The organism is Maridesulfovibrio sp. FT414 (assembly GCF_050916235.1).
Classification (GTDB): Bacteria; Desulfobacterota; Desulfovibrionia; order Desulfovibrionales; family Desulfovibrionaceae; genus Maridesulfovibrio.
Genome location: NZ_CP104854.1, coordinates 2029109 through 2052122 on the forward strand (window position 1 = coordinate 2029109; position 23014 = coordinate 2052122).

Below are 23014 nucleotides of genomic sequence, written 5' to 3' on the forward strand. Positions count from 1 at the left end.
AACCGTGTAGGAATGTCACTTAATAAACACACGAATTGTGCATAAAAAGTTTTTTTATTTCATATAGTTATCTAACTAAGAAACATAGGAACCGGACTTAATAAAATAACAAGGAGAATATATATGTATTTAAAGGTGAACAGGGACGAAATCATTGAAGGGCTGCAGAAGTCTGCCAGCATCATTCCCGCCAAAACAGGAGCTGCCTACCTGCGCACCATCTGGCTGAAGAGTGAGTCTGGCAGCCTGCGCATAATGTCCACTGATTCCAATCTGGAATTCTGCGGAACATACCCGGCCGTGATTATGGAAGAGGGCCTTGCAGGAGTACAGGGTCGCGCCTTTTATGATCTTGTGCGCAAGCTTCCTTCCGGTGAGCTGACCATCAAGAGTGAAAGTGACGGTTCTTCCGTTCTGGTGGAGCAGGGCTCAAGAAAGTACAAGCTGCCGGTGAACGATCCCACCTGGTTCCAGAAGTTTTCCGATTTCCCTTCCGAGGGAGCAGTGTTCTGGTCCGGTGATTTTCTCCTTGAGCTCATTGAAAGAATCGCCTTCTGCATCAGTGACGAGGACAGCATGGAGGCGATTGCCTGCATGAACATCGTACCTGCTTCCGATGAAAGCGGCAGTTATGTTGAAGCCTGCGGTTTAAACGGACACCAGTTCGCACGCCTCAAGTTCATCAACGACGACATTCACGCCATTCTTCCCGAGGAAGGTATTCTCATCCAGAAGAAGTACCTTGCAGAACTCAAGAAGTGGCTGACTGCAGATGAAATCGAAATGAGCCTCAGTGAAAAAAGGCTGTTCTTCAAGACTGCCGACGGAAAGGAAAACTTCAGCCTGCCGCTGAGTTACTACCAGTACCCCAACTACAAGAACTTTCTGTCCAAACTCAATGATGACGATGTTTCGCGTATGAAGGTCAACAAGTCCGAGCTTTCCAATGCTCTGGACCGTATCTCCATATTCAACACAGACTCCAACCGCTGTGCTTCTTTCCTTTTCAACCCCGGTGAACTGGTTCTGTTCTCCCAGGGGCAGGAAGTGGGTACCGCTACCGAGTCCATGGAAATCCAGTTTTCCGGTGAAATGGAGCGCATAGCTTTCCCGACCAGAAACCTCATCGAGATCCTCGGACATTTCCAGTCCGGCAACATCAGCTTTACCCTGACCGGAACAGAAGCCCCCTGCGGCGTTACCGGTGACGACGACAACGAATATCTCGTAATCGTCATGCCCATGAAGGTTCAGGAAGAGACCTACTACAGCGAGGAAGACGTTTAATGGCCCAGAATCAAGAATATACCGCGGATTCAATTACTGTCCTTGAGGGTCTGGCCGCGGTCAGAAAAAGACCCGCCATGTACATCGGCTCCACCGATATCAGGGGGCTTCACCACCTTGTCTACGAGGTTGTGGATAACTCCATCGACGAAGCCATGGGCGGGTACTGCTCCAAGATCAAGATTACACTGCACATGGACAACTCCATTACCGTGTCCGACAACGGCCGCGGTATTCCGGTAGACATCCACCCCAAGGAAAAGAAACCGGCCCTTGAAATCGTCATGACCGTGCTCCATGCCGGAGGTAAGTTCGACAACGACGCCTATAAGGTTTCCGGCGGTCTGCACGGTGTTGGCGTTTCATGCGTAAACGCCCTCTCTGAGCATCTTGAGGCCACTGTCCGCAGGCAGGGTAAGATTTATCGTCAAACTTACGAGAGAGGGGTGCCTCAGGGCCCTGTGGAGTGTATTGGTGATGCAGTTACCACAGGTACAACCATCCGTTTCCGTCCTGACGAGGAGATTTTCGAGACCAACCAGTTCGAATTCGACATCCTCAAGAAGCGTTTTCGTGAACTTGCCTACCTGAACAAGGGACTTGAGCTGGAATTCATTGACGAGCGTACCAACGAGAAAGTCAATTTTGTTGCCCATGGCGGCATTGTTTCGTTTGTCGAAGACCTGAGCAAGGGCCAGACCACGGTCAGCGAGATCATCTATGCCGAGTCCGAGACCGACAACGTCATTACCGAACTGGCTGTGCAGTACAACACCGGTTACAAGGAAAACACCCATACCTTTGCCAACAACATCCGTACTGTCGAGGGTGGAACACACCTGGCCGGTTTCAAGGGTGCCCTTACCCGTGCCATCAACACCTACATCCAGAACTCGGATCTTCCCAAGAAGCTCAAGCAGAAGCTTACCGGTGATGATGTGCGTGAAGGTCTTACCGCGGTCATCAGCGTCAAGCTGCCTGATCCGCAGTTCGAGGGACAGACCAAGACCAAGCTCGGGAACTCCGAAATGGTCGGCATTGTTTCCGGTATGGTTTACGACAAGCTTTCATCATATTTTCAGGAGAACCCCAAGGACGCAAAAGCCATTGTGGAAAAGGTTGTCGATGCCGCAAGGGCAAGGGACGCTGCCCGCAGGGCGCGCGATCTCGTCCGCCGCAAGGGTGCGCTTTCCGACCATTCACTGCCCGGCAAGCTTGCAGACTGCCAGTCCAAGGACCCGGCTGAAAGCGAACTGTTCATTGTTGAGGGTGACTCTGCGGGCGGTTCCGCAAAACAGGGCCGTAACCCCAAGCATCAGGCCATTCTGCCCCTGCGCGGTAAGATTCTCAACGTCGAGAAGACCCGCTTTGACAAGATGCTGGCCAATAAGGAAATCCGTGCGCTGATTACCGCCATGGGTATAGGCATCGGTCAGGAGGAAGGCGAGAAAGATTTCGACAAGCTGCGCTACCACAAGGTCGTCATCATGACTGACGCAGACGTCGATGGTTCTCACATCCGTACCCTGCTGCTGACCTTCTTCTTCAGGCAGTACGAGGAACTGATCCAGCGCGGTCACCTGTACATCGCCCAGCCGCCTCTTTACCGCATCGCCAAGGGCAAGTACGAAAAGTTCATCAAGGACGATTCCGAGCTTTATTCTCTGCTGATCGAGAAGGTTTCCGGGGATATTACCATCAAGGGAGCAGGTGGCAACGAGTACCACCAGCAGTATCTGATCGAGCTGCTCGACGATATCCGCTTCATCAAGGGCAAGATCGGCGAAGCAGTCAACATGGGTATTTCCGATGTCCTGTTCGCTTCACTGGTTGGCCTTGATCAGAAGATGACTCCCGAGCATTTTGCCGACACTGATCCGCAGTTTTTCGTTGAAGCCATGCAGAACAAAGGCTTCAAGGTCATTATTGAACGTGAGGACGATGAAGGCGAAGAGCGCGTATACGTTATATTTGAGAACGAGAACGGGCACCGCACCAGACTCGGTGTTGAGTTCTTCAACTCCAAGCTGTTCAGGTACACCTTCGACCGTAACCGCAAGATCGTGGACCAGTGCTCCGGCACCGAATTCACCATCGTACGCGGCGAGCAGTCCACCACCGTCAGCGGAATATTCCATCTGCTGGAAGGCGTAATGGAAGAGGCCTACAAGGGCATCAACCTGCAGCGCTATAAGGGTCTCGGTGAAATGAACCCCGAACAGCTCTGGGAAACGACCATGGATCCGGAAAAGAGGACTATGCTGCAGGTGACCATTGAAGACGCCACCGCAGCAAACGACATTTTCGAAGATCTCATGGGTGATAATGTTGAACCGCGTCGCGAGTTCATTGAAAAGAACGCCCTGGCTGTTCAGGAACTTGATATTTAATGGGGCCTCCGGCGGCCGGGGAAGGGAAACTTTTACAAAAGTTTCCCTTCCCCGGACCCCATCCCTTCAAAATCTTTTAACGGGCTTCGCTCTGTGTATCATTGAATTTATGATCATCGCGTAAGTGCAGTTTTTTTGCTGGTTTTTCGAGGGATGTTTAAAAAAGCCCGTAACCAGTAAAAACTATTAAAAGGTTTTGGGATTCTTAAACCCTTTTGCAAAAGGGTTTAAGGCCCCCGGCAGGGTCGCCGAAGGCAAAGCCTCCGAAGGCATATAAAACGGAGAAAAAATAGTGTCTCAGATTACTATTGAAGAAGAACTTAAGAAATCATACTTGGAGTATTCTCTGAGTGTTATCATAGGCCGAGCCATTCCTGATGTAAGGGATGGCCTGAAGCCTGTACACAGGCGTATTCTGTACGCCATGCACGAGCTGGGCAACAGCTACAACCGTGCGTACAAGAAATCAGCCCGTGTTGTCGGTGACGTAATCGGTAAATATCACCCTCACGGTGACTCTGCTGTTTACGATGCCTTGGTACGTATGGCGCAGGAATTTTCCATGCGCGATCCGCTCGTTGACGGTCAGGGTAACTTCGGTTCCATTGACGGCGACGCCGCAGCGGCCATGCGTTACACCGAAGCAAGAATGTCCAAGCTGAGTTCCGAGTTTCTGGCCGACCTTGAAAAGAAGACCGTCGACTTCAGGGACAACTACGACAACTCTCTGCAGGAACCGTCTGTTCTGCCCACCAAGGTTCCGAACCTGCTGCTGAACGGTACTTCCGGTATTGCGGTCGGTATGGCCACCAACATTCCGCCTCACAACCTCGGCGAACTCATCGATGGTACAGCCCACCTGCTGGATAACCCCGATTGCGAGATTGCGGACCTGACGGACTTCATTAAGGGACCTGACTTCCCCACCGGGGCACTCTGCTTCGGCGGACAGGGACTGAGGGAGGCATACGAAACAGGCCGTGGCTCCATCAAGATCCGCGGTGTGCTGCATGTGGAGGAGTCCAAGACCGGGCGCCAGTCCATCGTCATCACCGAAATTCCGTACGCCCTGAACAAGTCCAACCTTGTTGAAAAGATTGCCCAGCTTGTAGGCGAAGGAAAGATTGAGGGTGTCTCCGATCTGCGCGACGAATCCGACCGTAAGGGTATCCGCATCGTCATCGACCTCAAGAAAGGGGCCATTGCGGACATCATCATTAACTCCCTGTACAAGTTCACCCAGCTTGAGAGCAGCTTCGGCATCAACATGATGGCCGTTTCCGGCAACCGTCCCATGCTGATGAACCTGAAGCAGGTTTTGAGTGCATTCCTTGAGCATCGCCGTGAGGTCATTATCAGGCGTACCCGTTTCGATCTTGATAAGTGTGAAAAGCGGGCTCATATTCTCGAAGGTCTGCGCATCGCGCTGGACAACATCGACGAAGTGGTCAGGATCATCCGCGCTTCAAGAAGCGGTGATGATGCCAGAATCGCGCTGATGGAACGATTCGAACTCTCAAAGGTTCAGGCTCAGGCCATTCTCGATATGAGACTGCAGCGGCTGACCAACCTTGAGCACGAAAAACTGCTTGAAGAGTACGCAGAGATTCTGAAGAAGATCGAATACTTCAATTCAATTCTGGCTAATGAGGAAGTGCTGAAAGGCGTCATCCGTGACGAACTGGCCGAAATCAAGGAGAACTATTCCACCCCGCGCAAAACCGTGCTTATGGACCAGAACCCCGATGATATCGATATCGAGGACCTGATTCCTGATGAAGATGCGGTAATCACCCTGTCCAGACGCGGCTATATCAAGCGTACCCCGCTTTCAAACTATCAGAAGCAGAAGCGCGGTGGTAAGGGTATTGCGGGTGTTCAGACCAAGGACGGAGACTTTATCCGGACCTTCCTGACCACCACGAACCACCAGTTCCTGCTGCTGTTCACCTCCAAGGGCAAGATGTTCAAGATCAAGGTGCATCAGGTTCCGGAGGCAAGCCGCATAGCCCGCGGCGCGCATATCGCCAACCTGCTGCCGCTTGAAAAGGACGAGACAATCGCCACGGCAATGACTATGCGCGAGTTCGAAGAGGAACGCTTCTTCCTGTTCGTAACCAAGAACGGCATGATCAAACGGTCCAGCATCGCCCTTTACCGCAACTGCCGCCAGTCCGGCATACGTGCGGTCGCCATGAGGGATGACGACCAGCTGATTACCGTTCAGGAAGTTCAGGCCGATTCAGAAGCGGTTCTGGTCACCAAGGACGGAACATCAATCCGCTTCAGCTGCCATGATGCAAGACCCATGGGTCGTGTTGCCAGCGGCGTAAAGGGCATTGCCCTGCGTCCCGGTGACGAGGTTGTATCCGGTGTTGTCACCGGCGATCCTGAAAGGGTTCAGCTCTTCACCGTTTCCCAGGGCGGTTACGGTAAGCGTACCGAAATTGACCAGCACCGTCTGCAGACCAGAGGTGGAAAGGGTATCATCAGCATGCGCGTTACCGCCAAGACCGGAAAGGTTCTTGGAGCGATCATGGTTTCCCCTGAGGATGAAGTGGTACTTCTCACCTCCGGTAACAAGATCATTCGCATGGGCGTCAAGGACGTTTCCCTTGTGGGTCGCGCAACACAGGGCGTAAGGCTTGTGCGTATGGACGACGGTGATTTCGCCGTAGGCTTTGACCTTGTCCAGGATGCCGGAGACGAAGGCGGTTCGGAATTCGAAGGCGAAGAAATCGAATAATGAAAAGATGTTTAGTAATAATTCTCACATCCCTGCTCCTGCTGGTGCAGGGGTGTGAGAAACCCGCTGAAGGGATTCCCGAGGTCATAGAAAAGGCCCGTACGAATTTTATCAACGGATATTACGGTGATTCCGAGAAGGGATTTGAACGATACCTGCAGGATAACCCGCAGGGAAAATACCGTTTTGAGGCCTGGAATTATCTGGTCAAGATTGCGTCCGAGGTTCGTCATGACAGTGAAAGGGGAGCCTCCATACTTGAGGCTATGTATCTGGAGTTCGGGCATCGCAAGGATCTGGCTTCCGGTCTGAAACGACAGCTTGCCGAGATGTATATCCGCAGCAATGAGTACAAGACTGCGGTGGAAGCTCTTGAAAAGAGTCTTGAATTTCCAGATCAGCCGCAGGAACAGCTGGATTCGACACGCTTCGTGCTGGCCGAAACATTCCGCAAGCTGCGCAATTATGATCTGGCTATTTATACATACGGAGACATAGCGTCCAGCACGGCTGATCCAAAAACAAAGGCCCGTGCCCTGTATGAAATGTCCCATACCCTGACCCTTATACAGGCTTATGAACGCGCTGAATCAGAGCTTGAAAAGCTTATAAGTATGGAAGGTGTGCCTGAAGATATACACGCCGAAGCCGCCTTCATGCTTGCTGATATATATGAAAACCGTCACGAATATCAGCGTGCCGCAGAACTGCTTGAAACGGTTGTGGATACCTATCCGAATCCTTACGCAGTAAGGTTCAAGTTGGATTATCTGAAAGAGAAGTATTAGGGATTATTCCTCGAAATCATAGACAGTATAAGAACTCATAAGCTCCAGCATGATGTAGCCGCTGACCTTGTTCCTGATGCATGTGACCGCATCAAGGACCATTTTCAGTTTGATAACGGTTTCATCAAGCTGGGCTTTTTTTCGTTCATTGATAATGCGTCTGGAGTAATTCAAATCCATTCCTGAAAGGACAACCGCAAGTCCACGGCGGAAAAAGTGGTCTTCAGTCCTGCCTGTGAACTTGAGCATTTCCTCTGCCCCCTGCTCATCATATATGTGCTTGAGTTTATACAGACTCATGGCAACATCCTCTAACGGCAGGGTTTCTTTCAGTGACGGGATAAGCAGCAGCGGGCCGAGTCTGGTCATGGTATCTTTTATATCAGCGTTTTTAGGGAAATGGATGGCGAGGTCTTCTGCCAGCTGCCTGATACTGCGTTTGGTGGCAACGGCCAGCAGAAATGACTCTATCATATCAAGTCTGGCACTGTATTGGCTGGAGAATGAGGCTATCAGCTCATTTCCGGACTGTAGCAATTTGTTATCACTTATATCGTCAATGGATTGTGCAAATATTTCCAGGCTGTAGTCATCTGAAAGCCTTTCCATAATGATATTTTCCACCTGCGCCTTTTTTCCGAAAACAGATCTCATCTTCTTTGCCGCAAGATCCCACCATGAAATAAGGTCGTGAAGGTCCATGTGGTGCAGATTGAAGTTAGGCAGCGAGTCCGAACAGGCCTGCAGGTCAGTATCAAGGCTCAGGAAAGAGTCCTCTATGCCGGTCTCCGGTATCCTGATTGTCCCGTTGTCCTTGAGCTCCTGCACTCGGTCCATAAGGTGTTCACAGGTATTTTCGAAACTCTCGTAATTTAGTTCAAGAGCGCCGGATTCAAATTTATCGATCATGGCCGCAATTTTTTCCGAGCGGACCATGTTCAGATTGGCAAACAGTTTTTCACGTGCAGGTTCAGAGAGGAGAATGGCAATCTTTGCGGTATCGGCATTGCTGAATTCGCGGCTGAATATTTCCTGCAGGCAGTAGTCCGGCAGAATTCCAAGCGACTCAAGTTTGTAACGGTCATTCAGTAGAGAAATATTGTCCACTTTGGTCTCCAGCATTTTTGCCCGGGTTGTTGAAATTCCATAAAGCAACTGACAGATAGGAGCGAGTCTTGCGGATACAAATAAGCCCTGGTCTTTATTTACTCCGGTGATCCACAGCAGATCCTTTGTCTACCAGTCCACAGGAAGGCGCACTCTTTTCTTTTCCTTGTTGGTGAACAACACATACCCGTTTTCACGCCCGAAGAGATACACATCACGGGTCACGGCAACATCCTGCATGCAATATTCGGTGATGAGGTCCAGCCGTCCCTCTTTCCACCATTCCAGTGCCTGAAGTCCGTCTGCGCTTTTGGCCGCGTCCACGGTGGCCTGAGCGATGTTATCCAGCTTGATGCGGTAGCCAAGGCGTTCGTAAACCTTCTTCAGCAGGTCGAGGGTAGGCAGGGATTTGTAGTTGAAAGCGTGAATGCCTGAAAGGACCTTGTAGTCGAATCCCTCGATGTTGAAGCCGATGATCAGGTCGAGCTTCTGTGCCCGTTCCATCATTTCCGGGATCTGTTCTTCCTCATATTCAAAAAATTTATCTTCCGTGGAATCGTAGAGCACGGCAATGGATATGCCCATGCGCTCGGCCTTGTTCCAGCCGCCGACTTCCTGTGCGGAACGTCTGGTTTCAACATCAAGGACACCGAATGATTCCGGGGCCTTTTTTCTTTCCTCTTTCACATCTTCGCCGAAGGGTACAAGTACCATGGACAGATCCTCTATTTTTTCAGGTGCTTTTCCATTTACCATATGTTCAAGGACGAAAATGGCCGCAGCCTTGTCTATGGGCCGGTTTCCGGATCCGCATTTGGGGGAATGCACACAGGTCGGGCAGCCCAGTTCGCATTCACAGTCTAAGATGATCTGCAGGGTCCGTTCAAGAAGTTCTTCAGCCTGTTTGAAAGCCTGCATGGTCAGCCCGGCCCCTCCGGGAATGCCGTCGTAGATGAAGACTGCCGGACCGTCGACCTGCTCATGCATGGGAGTTGAAATACCGCCAAGATCATTACGATCTGTGAGCACAAGCAGCGGCAGGATACCGATTGCAGCATGTTCCACGGCATGGATTCCGCCCATGAAATGGATGAAATCCTCTTCGGCCTTGCGTTTGATGTCTGGGGATATTTCCATCCACAGTCCCTGTGTTTCGAAAACAACAGGAGGCATGTCCAGCGGAACAATGCCCAGCAGCTTTCCGCCTTTGACCGCTCTTTTTTCGTATCCGGTGACCTGCTCGGTTACTTTGAGCCTGCCGAAACGCATGACTGTTCCGAACACCTTTTTCTGGGAATATACTTCAAGTATTTCAGTAGATTTGTTTTTTCTGGCGCGGGTGTAGTAACCGACCCTTTCCTTTGCCGCACGGACCTTTTTGGTGGCAAGGTCCAGCTCCTTGATGCAGTAGGTAGCACCCCTGTGGATGTAGACAGCTCCTTCATGGGCCTCGGAATAGGCCCGCACTTCATCAATGGTACCTATGGCCGATCCGTCGGCAGTGTCTTCAATGTGCATGGTTGCCCCGGCACCGCGCAGGGATACTTCCCGGTGGGGGCGTTTTCTTGTGGAGTATATTTCATCTCCACGCCGGTTGCGCAGCAGAGTGCCCTCTTTTTCAAGCTGCTCGACCCTTTTTTTGATTTCCGTTTCTTTGAGCAGATAATCGTCATCGCGCAGGGTCAGTTCTGCGGCAGCGCAGACCAGATGCCTTTCCATTATCACCGGATTGTAAGGGTTAAGAACGGCGTTTTCCGGCGGGCGGGAGAAGAAATCGTCCGGGTGGCGCATGAAATACTGGTCAAGAGCATCCTCCTGACCCACAAGAATTACGGCGGATTCACGCTGGCTGCGTCCTACCCTTCCTCCGCGTTGCAAGGTGGCCATGACCGATCCGGGGTAGCCGACCAGAATGCACAGGTCGAGCCCTCCGATGTCTATGCCCAGCTCAAGCGCACTGGTCGAAATAACCGCCAGCAGTTCCCCGGAAGACATCTTCTGTTCTATCTCACGACGTTCTTCAGGCAGGAATCCGGCCCGGTATGCACTTATACGGTCCTTGTACTGTCCGGCCTTCTCGTTAACCCACATGGCAATCAGTTCGGTCATCTTGCGCGACTGGGTGTAGACTATTGTCCGCAGACCTCTGGCCAGCCCGGCCTTAAGCAGCTGGATTGCCGCGCTGTAGGGCGATGTAACCGGGTTGAAAAAAATGTAGTTGCGCTTTCCTGAAGCCGCGCCGCTCTCGGTGATTTCACTTACATCAAGGCCGGTCAGGTCCCGGCAAAGGTCGGAGGGGTTGCCGACTGTTGCCGACGAAAAAACAAAGGAAGGGTTTGCCCCGTAGAATCGGCAGATGCGCAGCAGCCGGCGGAATACCATGGCCATGTGCGAGCCCATTACCCCTCGGTAGGTATGGACCTCATCAACTACGATGTGGGTCAGTCCGGCAAGGAAAGGCGCCCATTTCTCATGGTATGGAAGTATGGACAGGTGGAGCATTTCCGGGTTGGTCAGGATTACGGCAGGCGGGGTATCACGGATTTTCTTGCGTCTGTAGGGGCTGGTATCCCCGTCATAGATGGCGGCCTCCGGGCGCACGTTTTCCGGCATGAGTGCGGCCATTTCGTTGAAGGTCTTTAGCTGGTCCTGGGCAAGGGCCTTGAGCGGGAAAAGGTACAGGGCATGCGCATCAGGATCGCGCAGGCACTGTTCAAGTACCGGCAGGTTGTAGGTGAGTGTCTTGCCGCTGGCAGTAGGAGTTGCAACCACCACATTGCGACCGGCACGGGCATAATCTGTTGCCTCGGCCTGATGCGAATAAAGCTGCTCAATATTCCTGAATCCGAGCACGGCATTGATGGAAGGCGAAAATTTTCGGCGAGGTTCACCGAATGAAGCGTCATGCCCGTCAATTACACGGTGGTGTACAACCTGATCACCCATGACCGGTGAAGAAAGAAGGGAATCAATGTATTCCTGAACGTTATCTGTATATTTCAATGTCGGCCCTGTTTATGCTGTTTGTTTCAGGTAAACAGAGTCATACCGGAATGCTGATTCGTCAAGTTTTTTCGGGGATGCCTCCCCCTATGGACTCCCCCTCAAAACCTTTTAATAAGCTGTCGCTACTGATTCTTACGCGAGCGGTTTTTCCACGAGTCTTAGAGATGGCGGCCATCCGGTAGCATACCTTGATACCAACACAGACTACTTTCCATTCCTGATTATGCTTGTCAGAATTTCCATTCCCTTCCGCAGTTCTGCAATATCTTTTGGTCCACTTAAGGACAGGCGGATCATGGGGGGGACAGGTCTGTCACCCACGGCGAATTTTTCTGCGGCAAAAATATTGAGGCCAGCCTCTCGCGCCCTGCTTTCCAGCATGAATCCGCGCCACGGGTCTGGCAGCTTGAGCCATAGAAAGAAACCGGAAGGATTGCCGACCAGCTCCATTTCATCGGTGTAGTCGCGCACAGCTTCAAAGCGTTCATGCGCAGCCTGTCGTTTCATGCGCATGGTTTTTTCAGCAGTGCCATCCTTTATCCACTGGCAGATAAGTTCAGCGTTCAGAGGCGGGGTCATCCATACGGAGTTGAGAATGGCATGGGCCAGTTTTTCGTGCATATCCCCGCGTGCGGACATGAATGCCACCCGCAGCCCGACTGCGATTATCTTGGAAACTCCGGCGATCAGCACGCTTTGATCCGGTGCAAAGGATGAAACAGGTGGAAGGCTGCTTTCAACTGTCAGGGCATAGGCGTCATCCTCAATTATGGTCAGGTTGTGGAGGCGTGCCGTTTCAGCTATCTGCTGTCTCCGCTGCAGATCCATGCAGGCTGTGGTCGGGTTCTGGACTTCAGGCATCAGGTATATGCCGCTGATTTTTTCCCTGCGGCAGACAGTATCCAGAACCTGCGGAATCATGCCTTTATCGTCCATCTGCACGGGGACAAGCCTTATCCCAAGCATGGAGGCGAGCGTTTTCATGCCCGGATAGGTAAGGGCGTCGGTGGCAATGCGATCACCTGCCCGGAAAAGTGAACTCAGGCAGCAGGTAATGGCATGCTGCGCTCCGGAACAGATCAGCACATCATCCGGGGATACTTCCATATTGTAGCATCTGAACCACTCCGCGCCAGTTTCACGGTGTTCCGGCAGTCCTTGAGGGTCTGTGTAACGGAGAAAGGCATTCAGATTGCGCCGTCTTGTGAGGCGTTTCATCGCATCCTGCATATCAGGATCAAGATCATAGAAGGTATTGACCAGCCCCAGCTCAATCATTCCCGGTACATGCGGTTCGAACGAAAACATGGAAGAGCTTGTTACAGCATCGGGGGCAATGAATGTTCCACGTCCTACTGTTCCGCAGACCAGTCCTCTTTTTTCCGCTTCAGCATATCCGCGGGTCACGGTGCTGACATTCATCTGCAGATCATCTGCCAGTTCCCGGTGAGTGGGAAGTTTCTCTCCGGGTTTGAGCCTTCCGGAATAGACATCGCACTCTATGGCATCAGCCAGCCGCTTGAACTTAGGCCTGCTGCTTTCTTTTAATTCAGGTATCCATTTTGTCATGCACACAATAATTACATTGACTGCATACAATGTCAAGAATATCAGTACAAATTAACAACTGTATACATACAATGTGTTTGGCCGCTGGCGGCTAAAACAGATTGTCAAAAGCGCGTAGCGCATCAAAAACAGCCTCGCAGAGCAGGCGGAGGCATCATACAACCCCGTGATGTATATAAGGAGGATCATATAATGCAGGAAAATTTTTGGCCATTTCTGGTGTTTGTAATTGTCATGTGCGGGACACCCGGACCGGGAAACCTTGCTTCGATGGCTCTGGGACAGGCCGTAGGGTTCAAGCGTTCCATTCCTTTCGTCTCCGGCATTGTTGTCGGGGGCTCGATAATGGACATACTGGTTGTTCTGGGGCTGGCGGAGCTGTTTCTGGCTTCACCGCAGGCTGCATCGGTGCTGAAGGTTCTGGGTATGCTTTATATCCTGTACCTTGCATGGAAGGTCATGGGCATGAGCGGAGACGTCAAGAGTTCTCGTAAATCATTCAGGTTTTACGAAGGACTGATACTGCATCCGCTGAATCCCAAGCACTATGCCATGACTGTATCTGCCTTTGCCCAGTTTGCTGACCCGCAGGCTCCGCGTTTCATGGAGATTTTCATTTTCGTGGCTACGTTTACCTGCTGCGCTGCATTCTTCCATTCCATGTGGTGTTACGCCGGTGAGTCAATGCTGAAGCTGCTGCGCACTCCGAAGTTGCGCTACGCCGTCAATACATCCATGGTAGTGCTGATGGTCGGAGCTACAGTATATGCTCTCTATAAGTAGCTGATGCAGGATGTTTCGTTTACCTTTCATGGTCCGCCATGTTAAGAAACAGCTTCTGCCGATAATCAGGAAAAAAGTTAAATGAGGATATAAAAGATGAGCAGGAAAATAGGCTGGATAGGAACAGGTGTAATGGGTGGATCAATGTGCATGCACCTGATGAAGGCCGGAAACGAGGCATTTGTATATAACCGCACCAAATCCAAGGCTGATGCTCTGGTATCAGAGGGAGCAATCTGGTGTGATTCCCCGGCTGAAGTTGCCAAAAATGCCGATGTTATCTTTACCATTGTCGGCTATCCCAAAGATGTAGAAGAGACAATACTCGGTGAGAACGGTGTGCTTGCCAATGCCGCTCCCGGCAAGATCATCGTGGATATGACCACTTCCGAGCCTGCCCTTGCCAAGCGTATTGCCGAAGCCGCGGCCGCTAAGGGAGTTGGTGCGCTTGATGCCCCGGTTTCCGGTGGAGACCTCGGTGCCCGCAATGCTACTCTGGCGATCATGGTCGGTGGCGAGCAGAAAGAATTTGATACGGTCAAGGATCTCTTCGAAGTCATGGGCAGCAACATCCGCCTTATGGGCAAGGCAGGTTCCGGTCAGCACACCAAGATGTGCAACCAGATCCTGATTGCCGGAACCATGATCGGCGTGGTTGAGTCTCTGCTTTATTCCTACAAGGCCGGCATGGATCTCAATGAAGTTATTGACGTGATCGGGTCCGGTGCTGCCGGTTCGTGGTCCATCAACAACCTAGGTCGTCGTATTGCCGATGGAGATTTCAATCCGGGCTTTTTCATCAAGCATTTTGTGAAGGATATGGGCATAGCCCTTGATGAAGCAAAACGTATGAATCTGTCCCTGCCCGGACTGGCCCTTGCAAACCAGTTCTATGTGTCTGCAATGGCACTCGGCTATGAAGAGCTTGGAACTCAGGCTCTGTACAAGGTTTTAGAGAAGATGAACGGAAAATAAGTCCGAGTTTATTTGTCTGTAAAAAAAGCCGCTGACCTGATTTGATTCGGTCAGCGGCTTTTTGTTTGAGCTTCAGTCAGGAAATTAGTTTTCCACAGGGCAAGACCGTGGGGTGAATTTTGAGTCATCGTCTTAACGGTCTGTGAAGCCAATGCGTCTGCGCAATACGGCACAAATGATAATCCAGATGAATGCGACAACGCCGAGTATAAATTCAAGTCCCGGTTTTGAATCAGGTGACATCACACATCCGCTGGAACCGGACGCAGAACCGGATGTTCCGGAAAAGAGCACCAGCGGGTCTGTGATCACTCCTGAAGTACTGCTCTGGTCGTATCGTCCGTTGTCCGTCAGGCAGAAGTGCACCGAATATACATTGGATTCGGTCAGGGGCTGTGATTCGGCAACATAATTACCGTCCTGATCCTCAAGCCACCACGAGCCGTCAATCCATTCGTTTTTTGCTGCGGCATAGGAGTATGAAAGGTAGCTTTCGTCACTGTTTTTGAGCTTGTAAAGGGTCATGTCCGCCGGAATGTCAGCTCCTGAAGGCGCTGTGAATTCATACTGAAGATGAATAATTGCACCGGGCTTACTTACTGTGGCTGTAAATTCGCGGACATCGGTCATCCGGTCCCCGGAATCGGGCAGTTTGTATTTTACCTTGAGTTCTCCTGCAGATTCCTGACTCGTCTCGCTCTGGGTCACATTTATTGTTACCGTGGAGTCAGGTTGGCTGGCTGGAGCCTTGATTCTGGAGGGAATAGTCAGGAACATCAGTTTTTTCTCCTCTCCCTCTCCGGTAATTCCAGCTACGGAGTAAAGTCCGCGTCCTTCTATGTACTCCACAAGCGAACCTATGCGCCCAACATCAGGTTGCTGGATGGTGTTATTCCCATAGTCCCATGTTTTGGCGGATGGATCGAAGGTAAATAAAAACGGGGTTGCTCCTATGCTGCTGGTCATGGCTCCACCGGTCAGAAACAGGTATGTGCCGTCAGTTGTCACCCCGGCATTGCTTATGTTCGGACCCAAACTGAGAGATGAATCTGTGGCGTTGAAAATCAGGACATTTGAAACACCCTGACTTGTTTCGTTGATTCCGCCGAATATGTATATCAATCCGTTATGGCTGAATGACGAGTGCATCAGACGCGGACAGTCCATGTCGCCGAAGACAGTGAAAGATCCTGCATCAGGGTTATATAAATATATATTGTCCGTTGTTTCAGTTCCGGATGTAGCATTGCCGCCGCTGACGTATAATTTGCCGTCAAGGACTTCTGCTGAGCATTCAAACGGGTAAGGTACAGTTCCCGGGAGAGTTGACCAGGAGTTCGTATTAAATGAATACTTGATTATGTCTGAGTAAATGCTGTTTGAGGTTACGTTCTTTCCGCCGAAGAAATACATTTCGTTGTTGTAAAAAACTGTTCCTGCCCCCGATCGAGCTGCCGGCATGGTCGTGAAAGTTGTCCAGCTGTTTGTTGCCGGATCATATTTTTCGCAGGCTGTGCTCCCGGCTGTGTAACCGCCACCGAATGTATAAATTATGCCGTTGCGCACCACGGAAGTTCCGATTGTGTGGAGTTGTGTGGGGCTCTGTTTTTCCGCCCATGCAGTGAACTGTAGAGCGTTTGATTTCAGCCCGTTGCTATCGGTTACCTGTACGAAAACGCCGGCGTCCTGTGGAACTACACCTGTAATCTTTGAATCAGACCAGGTGTTTATGCTGGCCTTGGCTCTGCCCTGAGCATTGCAGAAATGGACCGAGCCTTCAGTTGTTCCGAAGCCTGCTCCGTTCAGGGTGAACGCCTGACCTTCCCGTTTTCCTTCCCTTGAGTCTGATCCGGTAATGAAAGGAATCAGCTCAAGATCATCTCCAAGTGCGGCTGTTGCATTCAGCTTTCCTTCCGTAAGGCATTTGTTCTCGAATTTTCCGGAAACATATGTGCTGGACAGAATTTTTCTGATGCGGGTGTAAATATCATCGTTCGGAAAGGCAGCGGCGGCAAGGGCTATTGTTCCAGCCACATGCGGGGCGGCAAAAGAGGTCCCGTCATTTGCATCCGTGCTATATCCTCCACCACGGCTTGCAGCGGTAATATCCACGCCGGGGGCGAACAGATCTACAGTGTACTGTCCGAAATGGGAAAAAGAGGCCTTGTCTCCATTCCGATCGCTTGCTCCAACGCTAATAATGTTTGGAATATCGTAGCTTGCAGGATACTCCCGAATCGCTGAGCTGTCGTTGTCGTAGCTGTCATTTCCAGCTGAAGTTACGAAGATAATGCCGTTGTCGGCCAGTTCCTGTATTTTGTCCCGTACAATGGGGTTGCCGCTCGATCCGCCGATGGACATGTTGACTACAGGAATGTTTATTCCTTTTTGTTTCTTATCAATGATGTAGTTGATGGCGATTATGATTTCAGAGTCAGAATTGTTGTCAGGGCGTAAAACCATAATGCGGCTGTTCCAAGATATACCGGATACTCCTATGCCGTTATTTCCTGTAGCGGCAATGACACTTGAAACAACTGTACCGTGACCGTCTTCAGTGTCTCTGTCTTCTGTGCTGTTGCTGCTGACGCCACTGTTTATGGATATGCCGTAGACATCATCCACTACCCCGTTGCCGTCATCGTCAATTCCATTAAAGGTGTCGTACGGGTTAACCCACAAACTATCTTTCATATCTTCATGTCTGAGATCCAGACCGGAATCAATGACTGCTATTACAACGTTCGAACTCCCGGTGCTGATGTCCCATGCCGCAGGCATATTGATGCCTGCTGAAGTATTCTGGAGACTCCACTGGTTTCCGAATTGGGGATCATCCGGGACAGCTCTTTTTTTGCGGATATAGTTGGGAGAAAATGATTCCACTTCCGGCAGACCTGATATTTCATTTATCATTTCTTGCGTTGTGAGGTGTGATTTTAAAAGCAGTATGCATTGTCCAGAGTATTCTGTTGCAGAGTTGAGTACTGCAAGTACGTCCATGTAGTGACTGGAAGCTACAGACCGGGCATTACTTTCGCTTACACCGTTTGAGAACTTTACAATCAGCTGATTTTCTACTGCATTTTGAGCGTGTGCGGATATTGAAAATAAATTTAAACATAAAGCATGAATGATTAAAAGAAAGAATAATAATTTATTTTTCACAATGTGCATTCCTGAAAACTAGAATATGTAAACCTTACGTAAATTTATCAAAAGAGATATTGCAATACGTTTTTAATATCAATCAACTTTATTGTTTTATGAACAGATAGAGGACATTTTTGCATAATTTTTAAGTAATTCCTGCCTGAAGTGTTCCTGAAACATTTCTTCAGTGATTGTTGTCTGCTTATCATTGAATTGAACGCAGGCCACTGTGTTCTGTAATTTCCGTTCTGTCGGCAGCAGTGAAATAATATCGCCCTTTGCCACTTGACGGTTGATCAGGTGGTTTACGGTGATGCCGAGTCCCATACCTTCCTCAATAGCCCTGATAATTGCCCCGGAACTGTCCGCCGTAAAAACAAGGTTCAGCGAGGGCGGTTCCTGATCAAAGTGCAGCCTGAACCAGCTCCTGAACAAGGAAATGTCCTGCTTGTAGCCTATGTAATCAAGTCCGCAGAGCTGTTCATATTTTGCTCCTATCACCCGCGATTCGTAATACCTGCGCGAACAGGCCAGCACGAATTCTTCCCTGAACACCGGAGTTACGGAATAGGCTGAAATTCCGCCCGGCGTGTCCATGATGAACGGAAGGATGTCTGCATACGCAAAATCAAGCTCACCTGTTGATAGTTTGGAAAAAAGGACCGTCGGATCTGCGAGTTCCAGATGCATGGACACCTGCGGAAACTTTCGACGAAATGATGCGAAGATAGCCGGCATGTACGTCCTGCCGAATTCGGACGGTGTGCCGATGCGCAGTTCCCCGCAGGGAATCTCATGGCTGTCGGCAAGATGGCGCAGACTGTTTTCCAGCTCTGAAATGAACTCCTTTACTATTAAATAAAGGCTGTGTCCTGCGGCAGTCGGGACCAGTCTGCGGTTTACGCGGGTGAACAGTTTTACGTTCAGCTCTTCTTCAAGCTTCTTGAGCTGCTGGCTGACCCCTGACTGGGTGATATGCAGTTTTATTGCGGCCCCGGTACTGCTCTGTTCATTGTAAATGTGGAAAAAGACTTTCAATCGGTTCAGGTCCGGCAGCATGTTTATTCCTTAAAGTAGTTTTGCTAACTTAAAAAATTAAAACTATTAATTTTACTAATTAGTAGTTCCTGCCATATCTTTCAAGCATCACAGCGGAAATAATCCGCACGGAATAGAGGAATATACATTGAAGATAGGAATCATAGCCGCAATGGAAGAGGAATTGTCTCTGCTGGTAGACAGGCTTGAAGGGACTGCCCGGACCTGCTTCGGAGATCTGGTTTATTATACCGGCACAATCAACGGTGTCGAAGTGGCTCTTTTTCTTTGCGGAATCGGCAAGGTCAACGCTGCCGTCGGAACAACGCTGCTGCTGGACAAATTCAAACCGGATTACCTGATCAATACCGGGGTGGCAGGGGCCTTTCCGGAGAACGTGAAAATAGGTGACATCGTAATTTCATCGGAAGTGCGCCACTACGATGCCGATGCCACGGCATTTGATTATGAAATGGGACAGATTCCACGCATGCCCGCATCCTTCAAGGCCGACAGCCTGCTTCTCGGGCTGGCACGGAAGGCGTGGATAAATGAAGACAGCATCACCGTTCATCAGGGACCGGTCTTGTCCGGTGATTCCTTTGTACATACCCCGCAGCAGGTCGAGCGCATTGCCGAATTCTTCCCCGATGTCATGGCTGTGGAAATGGAAGGAGCTGCCATTGCCCAGACCGGCTTCCTGTTCAAGGTACCCTTCATATTGATCCGCTCAATATCGGACAAGGTCCGGGAACAGGGCAATACCGCCGTTTACGAAAGCTGCATGGAACAAGCCGCCGCCAATTCAGTACGCATGGTTCTCGCCATGCTTGATGGATTGAGGAGATAAGTTAGATGCGCTTTGCGCATTTGACGAGCTGATTTCGCCTCCGGCGGCTTAAACCCTTTTGCAAAAGGGTTTAAGAATCCCAAAACCTTTCAATATCGCTTCGCGGGCAGTAGCGGCAAAATTTTAATTCTGACCTCAGCTCACTAAGCAAGGTCATCAACCGGAGTAACACAATGAACAGGATAGGAAGCTTTAAAATAGACCACACCAGACTGAAACGCGGTATTTATCTTTCCCGCAGGGATGCTGTTGGAGCGGAAACAGTGACAACATTTGATCTGCGCATGAAAGAGCCGAACAATGAACCGGCCCTGTCTTCAGCCGTGGCGCACACCATTGAGCATATCGGGGCAACATTTCTGCGCAATCACGAAGGGTATGGGGATAAAATAATATATTTCGGTCCCATGGGCTGCCTTACCGGATTTTATCTGTTGCTGAATGGCGACCTGAAATCCGTGGAAATAGTACCGCTGATTGAGGATTTGTTCGGGTTTGCGGCTGAATTTGATGGTGAAATCCCCGGAGCTTCTGCGGTTGAGTGTGGAAACTACACTCTTATGGACCCTGCTGGAGCAAGGGAAGAAGCGCGCAGGTTCTTTGTTGAAGTGCTGAATAAAATTACTCCGGAAAACCTCGTTTACCCCGGCTGATCAGTTTACTGCGGCAAAGGCCAGCAGTGCCGACAGTTCGGTCAGAACAAGTGCCGCGCCGAGAAAATCACCGTTGGCTCCGTTCACTTTCCGGGCAAGCCTGTAGAGAAATATAATTGCTCCGCCGGAAATGGCTAATCCCAGCAACTGAGTTGCTGCGGAGACGGTAAAAAAGCCTGCTCCTGCAGTCATCATCAGGCCAGCGAACAGAGAAAGATTATCCGCCCCCTTCATGGTCAGGATGCCCTGTCCCGGCTTTGCCAGTGGCAGGGCTATCCGTCCGAAAAACGCGTTGCCGAACCTCCCAAGCATGAAAATCCAGAGTACCGCGCCGAAGGCTCCGGCAGCATAGACATAGTAGAATCCGAGAACCTGTCCCAGCACTGCCAGCACAGCCGCAAGGACGCCGAACACCCCGGTTCTGCTGTCCTTGAGTATTTTCCAGAACCGTTCTGCATCAGGGTATGGCCCGGCCCCGTCGGCTATGTCGGCAACACCGTCAAAGTGCAGCCCGCGGGTAAGATAGATGGACCCGGCAACGGTCAGCCATGATTGAAGCCAGTATTTTCCGGCAAAAAGCCCCATATAGAATGGGAACACTATCACCGCACCCATAACCAGACCGGTGAGCGGCATCCATTTCACTGTCCGGGCAAGATCTTCGGCCTCGATGTTCATAACCGGTCCAAGCCGGGTCATGAAACCGAGGGTTATCAGGAAGTCGCGTATTATATTCATGAGTTGTTTCCGAAGGTCGAAAAATGATTCAGTCGACAGGGCATTGTGCATTCCATGAAAGGGTCAGGGTGTCGCCGGGTTCGAGGCCGAGCATCTCCGACGCCGCGCCCCGGTTAAGGGCCAGTTCGTAGTAACCCTGGCTTCCGGCGATGAGTCCGGTGGCCCCGCTTTCCAGTTCGGCATAACAGGAAACACGTCTTACGCAACTGGCGTCATTGCCTGACAGGAGCTGTTCTTCTGGGATGGACATGCGCTCCGGCATATGCTGGTGATCCGGGATGTTGAGTACAAGGTTGCCGAACCGGTCCCTGTGCAGAATGGTGGCATCCACTCCGTCTGGCTTCCAGACCGGCTTGTTGATCCCGGTCCGTACTATGTCGCGTAGCGGCATTTTGGGGCCGAGGGATTCAAGTGATGTGCCGCAGGCAATATCCGCTGCAATGGGTGCGAAAATGTCCCGGCCGTGAAAGGTTGCGGAACTGTGTATCTTTGCGGCAGCCTCGCTCAGGTCGGTAACGATCATGGTCCCGCCGAATTTATCCTCGGCCAGCTCAATTATTCCGTTGTCCGGGGCAATTACAGTGCGTGAGCCGAATTCCGCCCCGATAATGCGCCTCGCGCTGCCTACACCGGGATCTACCACGGTTATGAAAACCGTATCTTCGGGGAAATGCTCCATGGCTGCAGCCAGAAAAAAAGCTCCCTGCGAAATGCAGAACGGTTCAACCCCGTGGCTGACGTCGATGATTCTGGAATCCTGAGCATGGGTTGCCAACACCCCTTTCATCTGCCCTACATAAGGGTCATCCAGTCCGAAATCGGTCAAAAGCGCGATGGTTCTGCTCATAACAACTACCTCGGCACGGAAAAACCTTTCCCGAGTACGCTGAATGTTGATTCGATAATGACAAATGCCTGCGGATCAATAGTGAAGATCGTAGCTTCAAGGCGTTTGATCCTGAAAGAGTCGACCACGGTCATGATAACCGTCTTCTCCTGTCTCGTATAGCCACCAATGGCGTTGATCAGGGTGGTCCCCCGACCGAGCTTGGTCATGATTGCCTCGGAGACTTCTTCCGGGGAAGTGGTGATGATCAGGACCATTTTGCGCTGGTTGAACAAGCGCTGCACGGAATCTATGGCTGCGGCCGAAATATATATCATTGCCAGCGAATAGAGAACATCGGTCAGGTTGAGCCAGATTGTTCCTGTTCCAAGCACTGCGGCGTTGAACCCCATGGAGAACTGGCCCACTTTTATACCCAGCTTGTCTCTGGCCAGAATCTGGAGAATTCCGAGCCCGCCGGTGGAACCCAATGACCGCAATGCAGTTCCGGAGCCTACACCAAGGATAATGCCTCCTGCAATCACGGCCAGCCATTTGTCATTGAACTGTATGGTCCACGGAACCAGTTCGATAAAAATACTGAGGGTGATCATGCCGTAAAGGCTGTACCAGAAGAACCGTTTGCTGATGAAGAACCATCCGATCAGGAAAATGGGGATGTTGAGCAGAAAGACCCACAGACCTGATGAGATCTGGGGGAAGACGTAATATCCGAGCAGGGCCAGCCCTGAAATTCCGCTGGGCAGGAAGGCGTTGGGAATCATCACCGCCTTTATGGCAAGGCCGGTAAGAAACGATCCGACAGTCAACAGTCCTATATTCCAGGGAATTGTATAGCTCAGCTTCTGAAAACGGCTGACAAATGAATCCATTTTATTTTCTCCTTTGTGTGCGGCTATTTTTTGCTGTATTAGAGTAAAATGGCAATGATGATTTGACCTTTGATGACAAATTGACTCTTTTCTCCCTCCATGACGGTATTTTCAGCCCCGTAATGAATGCTTGGAAGCCGCAACGAAAGATGATAAGCGAAGCTTGCACAAAGCTACGAGCAGCCCTTGAAAGGTATGGAAATCAAAAGCAC

Annotated in this window: 16 protein-coding genes; 8 read left to right on the top strand and 8 right to left on the bottom strand. The window is 50.8% G+C overall.

What is annotated here, in order from left to right; genetic code table 11:
• The first annotated feature begins 123 nt into the window (after positions 1 to 123).
• The 4 genes from dnaN to N7E73_RS09030 all read left to right on the top strand — a co-directional run bounded on the left by dnaN (position 124) and on the right by N7E73_RS09030 (position 7211).
• Positions 124 to 1287 carry a DNA polymerase III subunit beta gene (dnaN, locus tag N7E73_RS09015; protein WP_432738731.1) on the top strand — a complete coding sequence of 388 codons (1164 nt, stop codon included), beginning with the start codon at positions 124 to 126 and terminating at the stop codon, positions 1285 to 1287.
• A complete protein-coding gene (gyrB, locus tag N7E73_RS09020; protein ID WP_432738732.1) occupies positions 1287 to 3677 on the top strand; it encodes a DNA topoisomerase (ATP-hydrolyzing) subunit B in 2391 nt (796 codons plus the stop codon). The genes dnaN and gyrB overlap by 1 nt, the downstream gene beginning before the upstream one ends.
• Before the next feature lie 292 nt (positions 3678 to 3969).
• Positions 3970 to 6423, top strand: a complete 2454-nt coding sequence (gene gyrA / locus N7E73_RS09025) for a DNA gyrase subunit A (RefSeq protein ID WP_432738733.1) — start codon at positions 3970 to 3972, stop codon at positions 6421 to 6423.
• Positions 6423 to 7211 (top strand): tetratricopeptide repeat protein, encoded by a 789-nt coding sequence (locus tag N7E73_RS09030; RefSeq protein WP_432738734.1) that lies wholly within the window; start codon positions 6423 to 6425, stop codon positions 7209 to 7211. The genes gyrA and N7E73_RS09030 overlap by 1 nt, the downstream gene beginning before the upstream one ends.
• Before the next feature lie 3 nt (positions 7212 to 7214).
• Here N7E73_RS09030 and N7E73_RS09035 read toward each other — a convergent pair whose 3' ends face one another.
• From N7E73_RS09035 to N7E73_RS09045, 3 genes are all read right to left on the bottom strand, one after another.
• Entirely contained in the window at positions 7215 to 8333 is a 1119-nt protein-coding gene (locus N7E73_RS09035; protein ID WP_432738735.1) for a hypothetical protein, read from the bottom strand.
• A gap of 114 nt (positions 8334 to 8447) precedes the next feature.
• On the bottom strand, positions 8448 to 11264 hold the full coding sequence (locus N7E73_RS09040; RefSeq protein WP_432738854.1) for a DEAD/DEAH box helicase: 2817 nt from the start codon (positions 11262 to 11264) through the stop codon (positions 8448 to 8450).
• A 264-nt stretch (positions 11265 to 11528) separates the two neighbouring features.
• A complete protein-coding gene (locus N7E73_RS09045; RefSeq protein WP_432738736.1) occupies positions 11529 to 12893 on the bottom strand; it encodes a PLP-dependent aminotransferase family protein in 1365 nt (454 codons plus the stop codon).
• A gap of 192 nt (positions 12894 to 13085) precedes the next feature.
• Here N7E73_RS09045 and N7E73_RS09050 point away from each other — a divergent pair, with 192 nt between their 5' ends.
• The gene (locus N7E73_RS09050) at positions 13086 to 13676 is read left to right on the top strand and encodes a LysE family translocator (protein ID WP_432738737.1); all 591 of its coding nucleotides are present in this window, start codon (positions 13086 to 13088) and stop codon (positions 13674 to 13676) included.
• 96 nt (positions 13677 to 13772) lie between these two features.
• Positions 13773 to 14651 carry an NAD(P)-dependent oxidoreductase gene (locus tag N7E73_RS09055; RefSeq protein ID WP_432738738.1) on the top strand — a complete coding sequence of 293 codons (879 nt, stop codon included), beginning with the start codon at positions 13773 to 13775 and terminating at the stop codon, positions 14649 to 14651.
• Positions 14652 to 14783: 132 nt separating this feature from the next.
• Here N7E73_RS09055 and N7E73_RS09060 read toward each other — a convergent pair whose 3' ends face one another.
• Positions 14784 to 17567, bottom strand: a complete 2784-nt coding sequence (locus N7E73_RS09060) for a S8 family serine peptidase (RefSeq protein ID WP_432738739.1) — start codon at positions 17565 to 17567, stop codon at positions 14784 to 14786.
• A 348-nt stretch (positions 17568 to 17915) separates the two neighbouring features.
• Complete coding sequence (locus N7E73_RS09065) at positions 17916 to 18863, bottom strand: LysR family transcriptional regulator (RefSeq protein WP_432738740.1); 948 nt, start codon at positions 18861 to 18863, stop codon at positions 17916 to 17918.
• Positions 18864 to 18990: 127 nt separating this feature from the next.
• On the opposite strand from N7E73_RS09065, the gene N7E73_RS09070 reads away from it, so the two are divergent.
• Both N7E73_RS09070 and N7E73_RS09075 read left to right on the top strand, forming a co-directional pair.
• Positions 18991 to 19692: a 5'-methylthioadenosine/adenosylhomocysteine nucleosidase gene (locus N7E73_RS09070; RefSeq protein ID WP_432738741.1), complete on the top strand. Its 702-nt coding sequence runs from the start codon at positions 18991 to 18993 to the stop codon at positions 19690 to 19692.
• Positions 19693 to 19865: 173 nt separating this feature from the next.
• The gene (locus N7E73_RS09075; RefSeq protein WP_432738742.1) at positions 19866 to 20345 is read left to right on the top strand and encodes an S-ribosylhomocysteine lyase; all 480 of its coding nucleotides are present in this window, start codon (positions 19866 to 19868) and stop codon (positions 20343 to 20345) included.
• Here the strand turns inward: N7E73_RS09075 and N7E73_RS09080 are convergent, their stop codons facing one another.
• The 3 genes from N7E73_RS09080 to N7E73_RS09090 are packed head-to-tail and all read right to left on the bottom strand — an operon-like array spanning position 20346 to position 22802.
• Positions 20346 to 21083, bottom strand: a complete 738-nt coding sequence (locus N7E73_RS09080; RefSeq protein WP_432738743.1) for an adenosylcobinamide-GDP ribazoletransferase — start codon at positions 21081 to 21083, stop codon at positions 20346 to 20348. It abuts the gene before it with no gap.
• Positions 21084 to 21111: 28 nt separating this feature from the next.
• The gene (locus N7E73_RS09085) at positions 21112 to 21930 is read right to left on the bottom strand and encodes an SAM hydrolase/SAM-dependent halogenase family protein (protein WP_432738744.1); all 819 of its coding nucleotides are present in this window, start codon (positions 21928 to 21930) and stop codon (positions 21112 to 21114) included.
• A 5-nt stretch (positions 21931 to 21935) separates the two neighbouring features.
• Complete coding sequence (locus tag N7E73_RS09090) at positions 21936 to 22802, bottom strand: YitT family protein (RefSeq protein WP_432738745.1); 867 nt, start codon at positions 22800 to 22802, stop codon at positions 21936 to 21938.
• Between the last annotated feature and the right edge of the window lie 212 nt (positions 22803 to 23014).

Excerpts from the sequence above, each read along its gene's own strand:
- dnaN (WP_432738731.1), top strand. The coding sequence starts at position 124 with ATGTATTTAAAGGTGAACAGGGACGAAATCATTGAAGGGCTGCAGAAG.
- gyrB (WP_432738732.1), top strand. The coding sequence starts at position 1,287 with ATGGCCCAGAATCAAGAATATACCGCGGATTCAATTACTGTCCTTGAG.
- N7E73_RS09030 (WP_432738734.1), top strand. The coding sequence starts at position 6,423 with ATGAAAAGATGTTTAGTAATAATTCTCACATCCCTGCTCCTGCTGGTG.
- N7E73_RS09035 (WP_432738735.1), bottom strand. The coding sequence starts at position 8,333 with ATGCTGGAGACCAAAGTGGACAATATTTCTCTACTGAATGACCGTTAC.
- N7E73_RS09040 (WP_432738854.1), bottom strand. The coding sequence starts at position 11,264 with ATGGGTGATCAGGTTGTACACCACCGTGTAATTGACGGGCATGACGCT.
- N7E73_RS09045 (WP_432738736.1), bottom strand. The coding sequence starts at position 12,893 with ATGACAAAATGGATACCTGAATTAAAAGAAAGCAGCAGGCCTAAGTTC.
- N7E73_RS09050 (WP_432738737.1), top strand. The coding sequence starts at position 13,086 with ATGCAGGAAAATTTTTGGCCATTTCTGGTGTTTGTAATTGTCATGTGC.
- N7E73_RS09055 (WP_432738738.1), top strand. The coding sequence starts at position 13,773 with ATGAGCAGGAAAATAGGCTGGATAGGAACAGGTGTAATGGGTGGATCA.
- N7E73_RS09060 (WP_432738739.1), bottom strand. The coding sequence starts at position 17,567 with ATGATAAATGAAATATCAGGTCTGCCGGAAGTGGAATCATTTTCTCCC.
- N7E73_RS09065 (WP_432738740.1), bottom strand. The coding sequence starts at position 18,863 with ATGCTGCCGGACCTGAACCGATTGAAAGTCTTTTTCCACATTTACAAT.
- N7E73_RS09075 (WP_432738742.1), top strand. The coding sequence starts at position 19,866 with ATGAACAGGATAGGAAGCTTTAAAATAGACCACACCAGACTGAAACGC.
- N7E73_RS09080 (WP_432738743.1), bottom strand. The coding sequence starts at position 21,083 with ATGAATATAATACGCGACTTCCTGATAACCCTCGGTTTCATGACCCGG.
- N7E73_RS09085 (WP_432738744.1), bottom strand. The coding sequence starts at position 21,930 with ATGAGCAGAACCATCGCGCTTTTGACCGATTTCGGACTGGATGACCCT.
- N7E73_RS09090 (WP_432738745.1), bottom strand. The coding sequence starts at position 22,802 with ATGGATTCATTTGTCAGCCGTTTTCAGAAGCTGAGCTATACAATTCCC.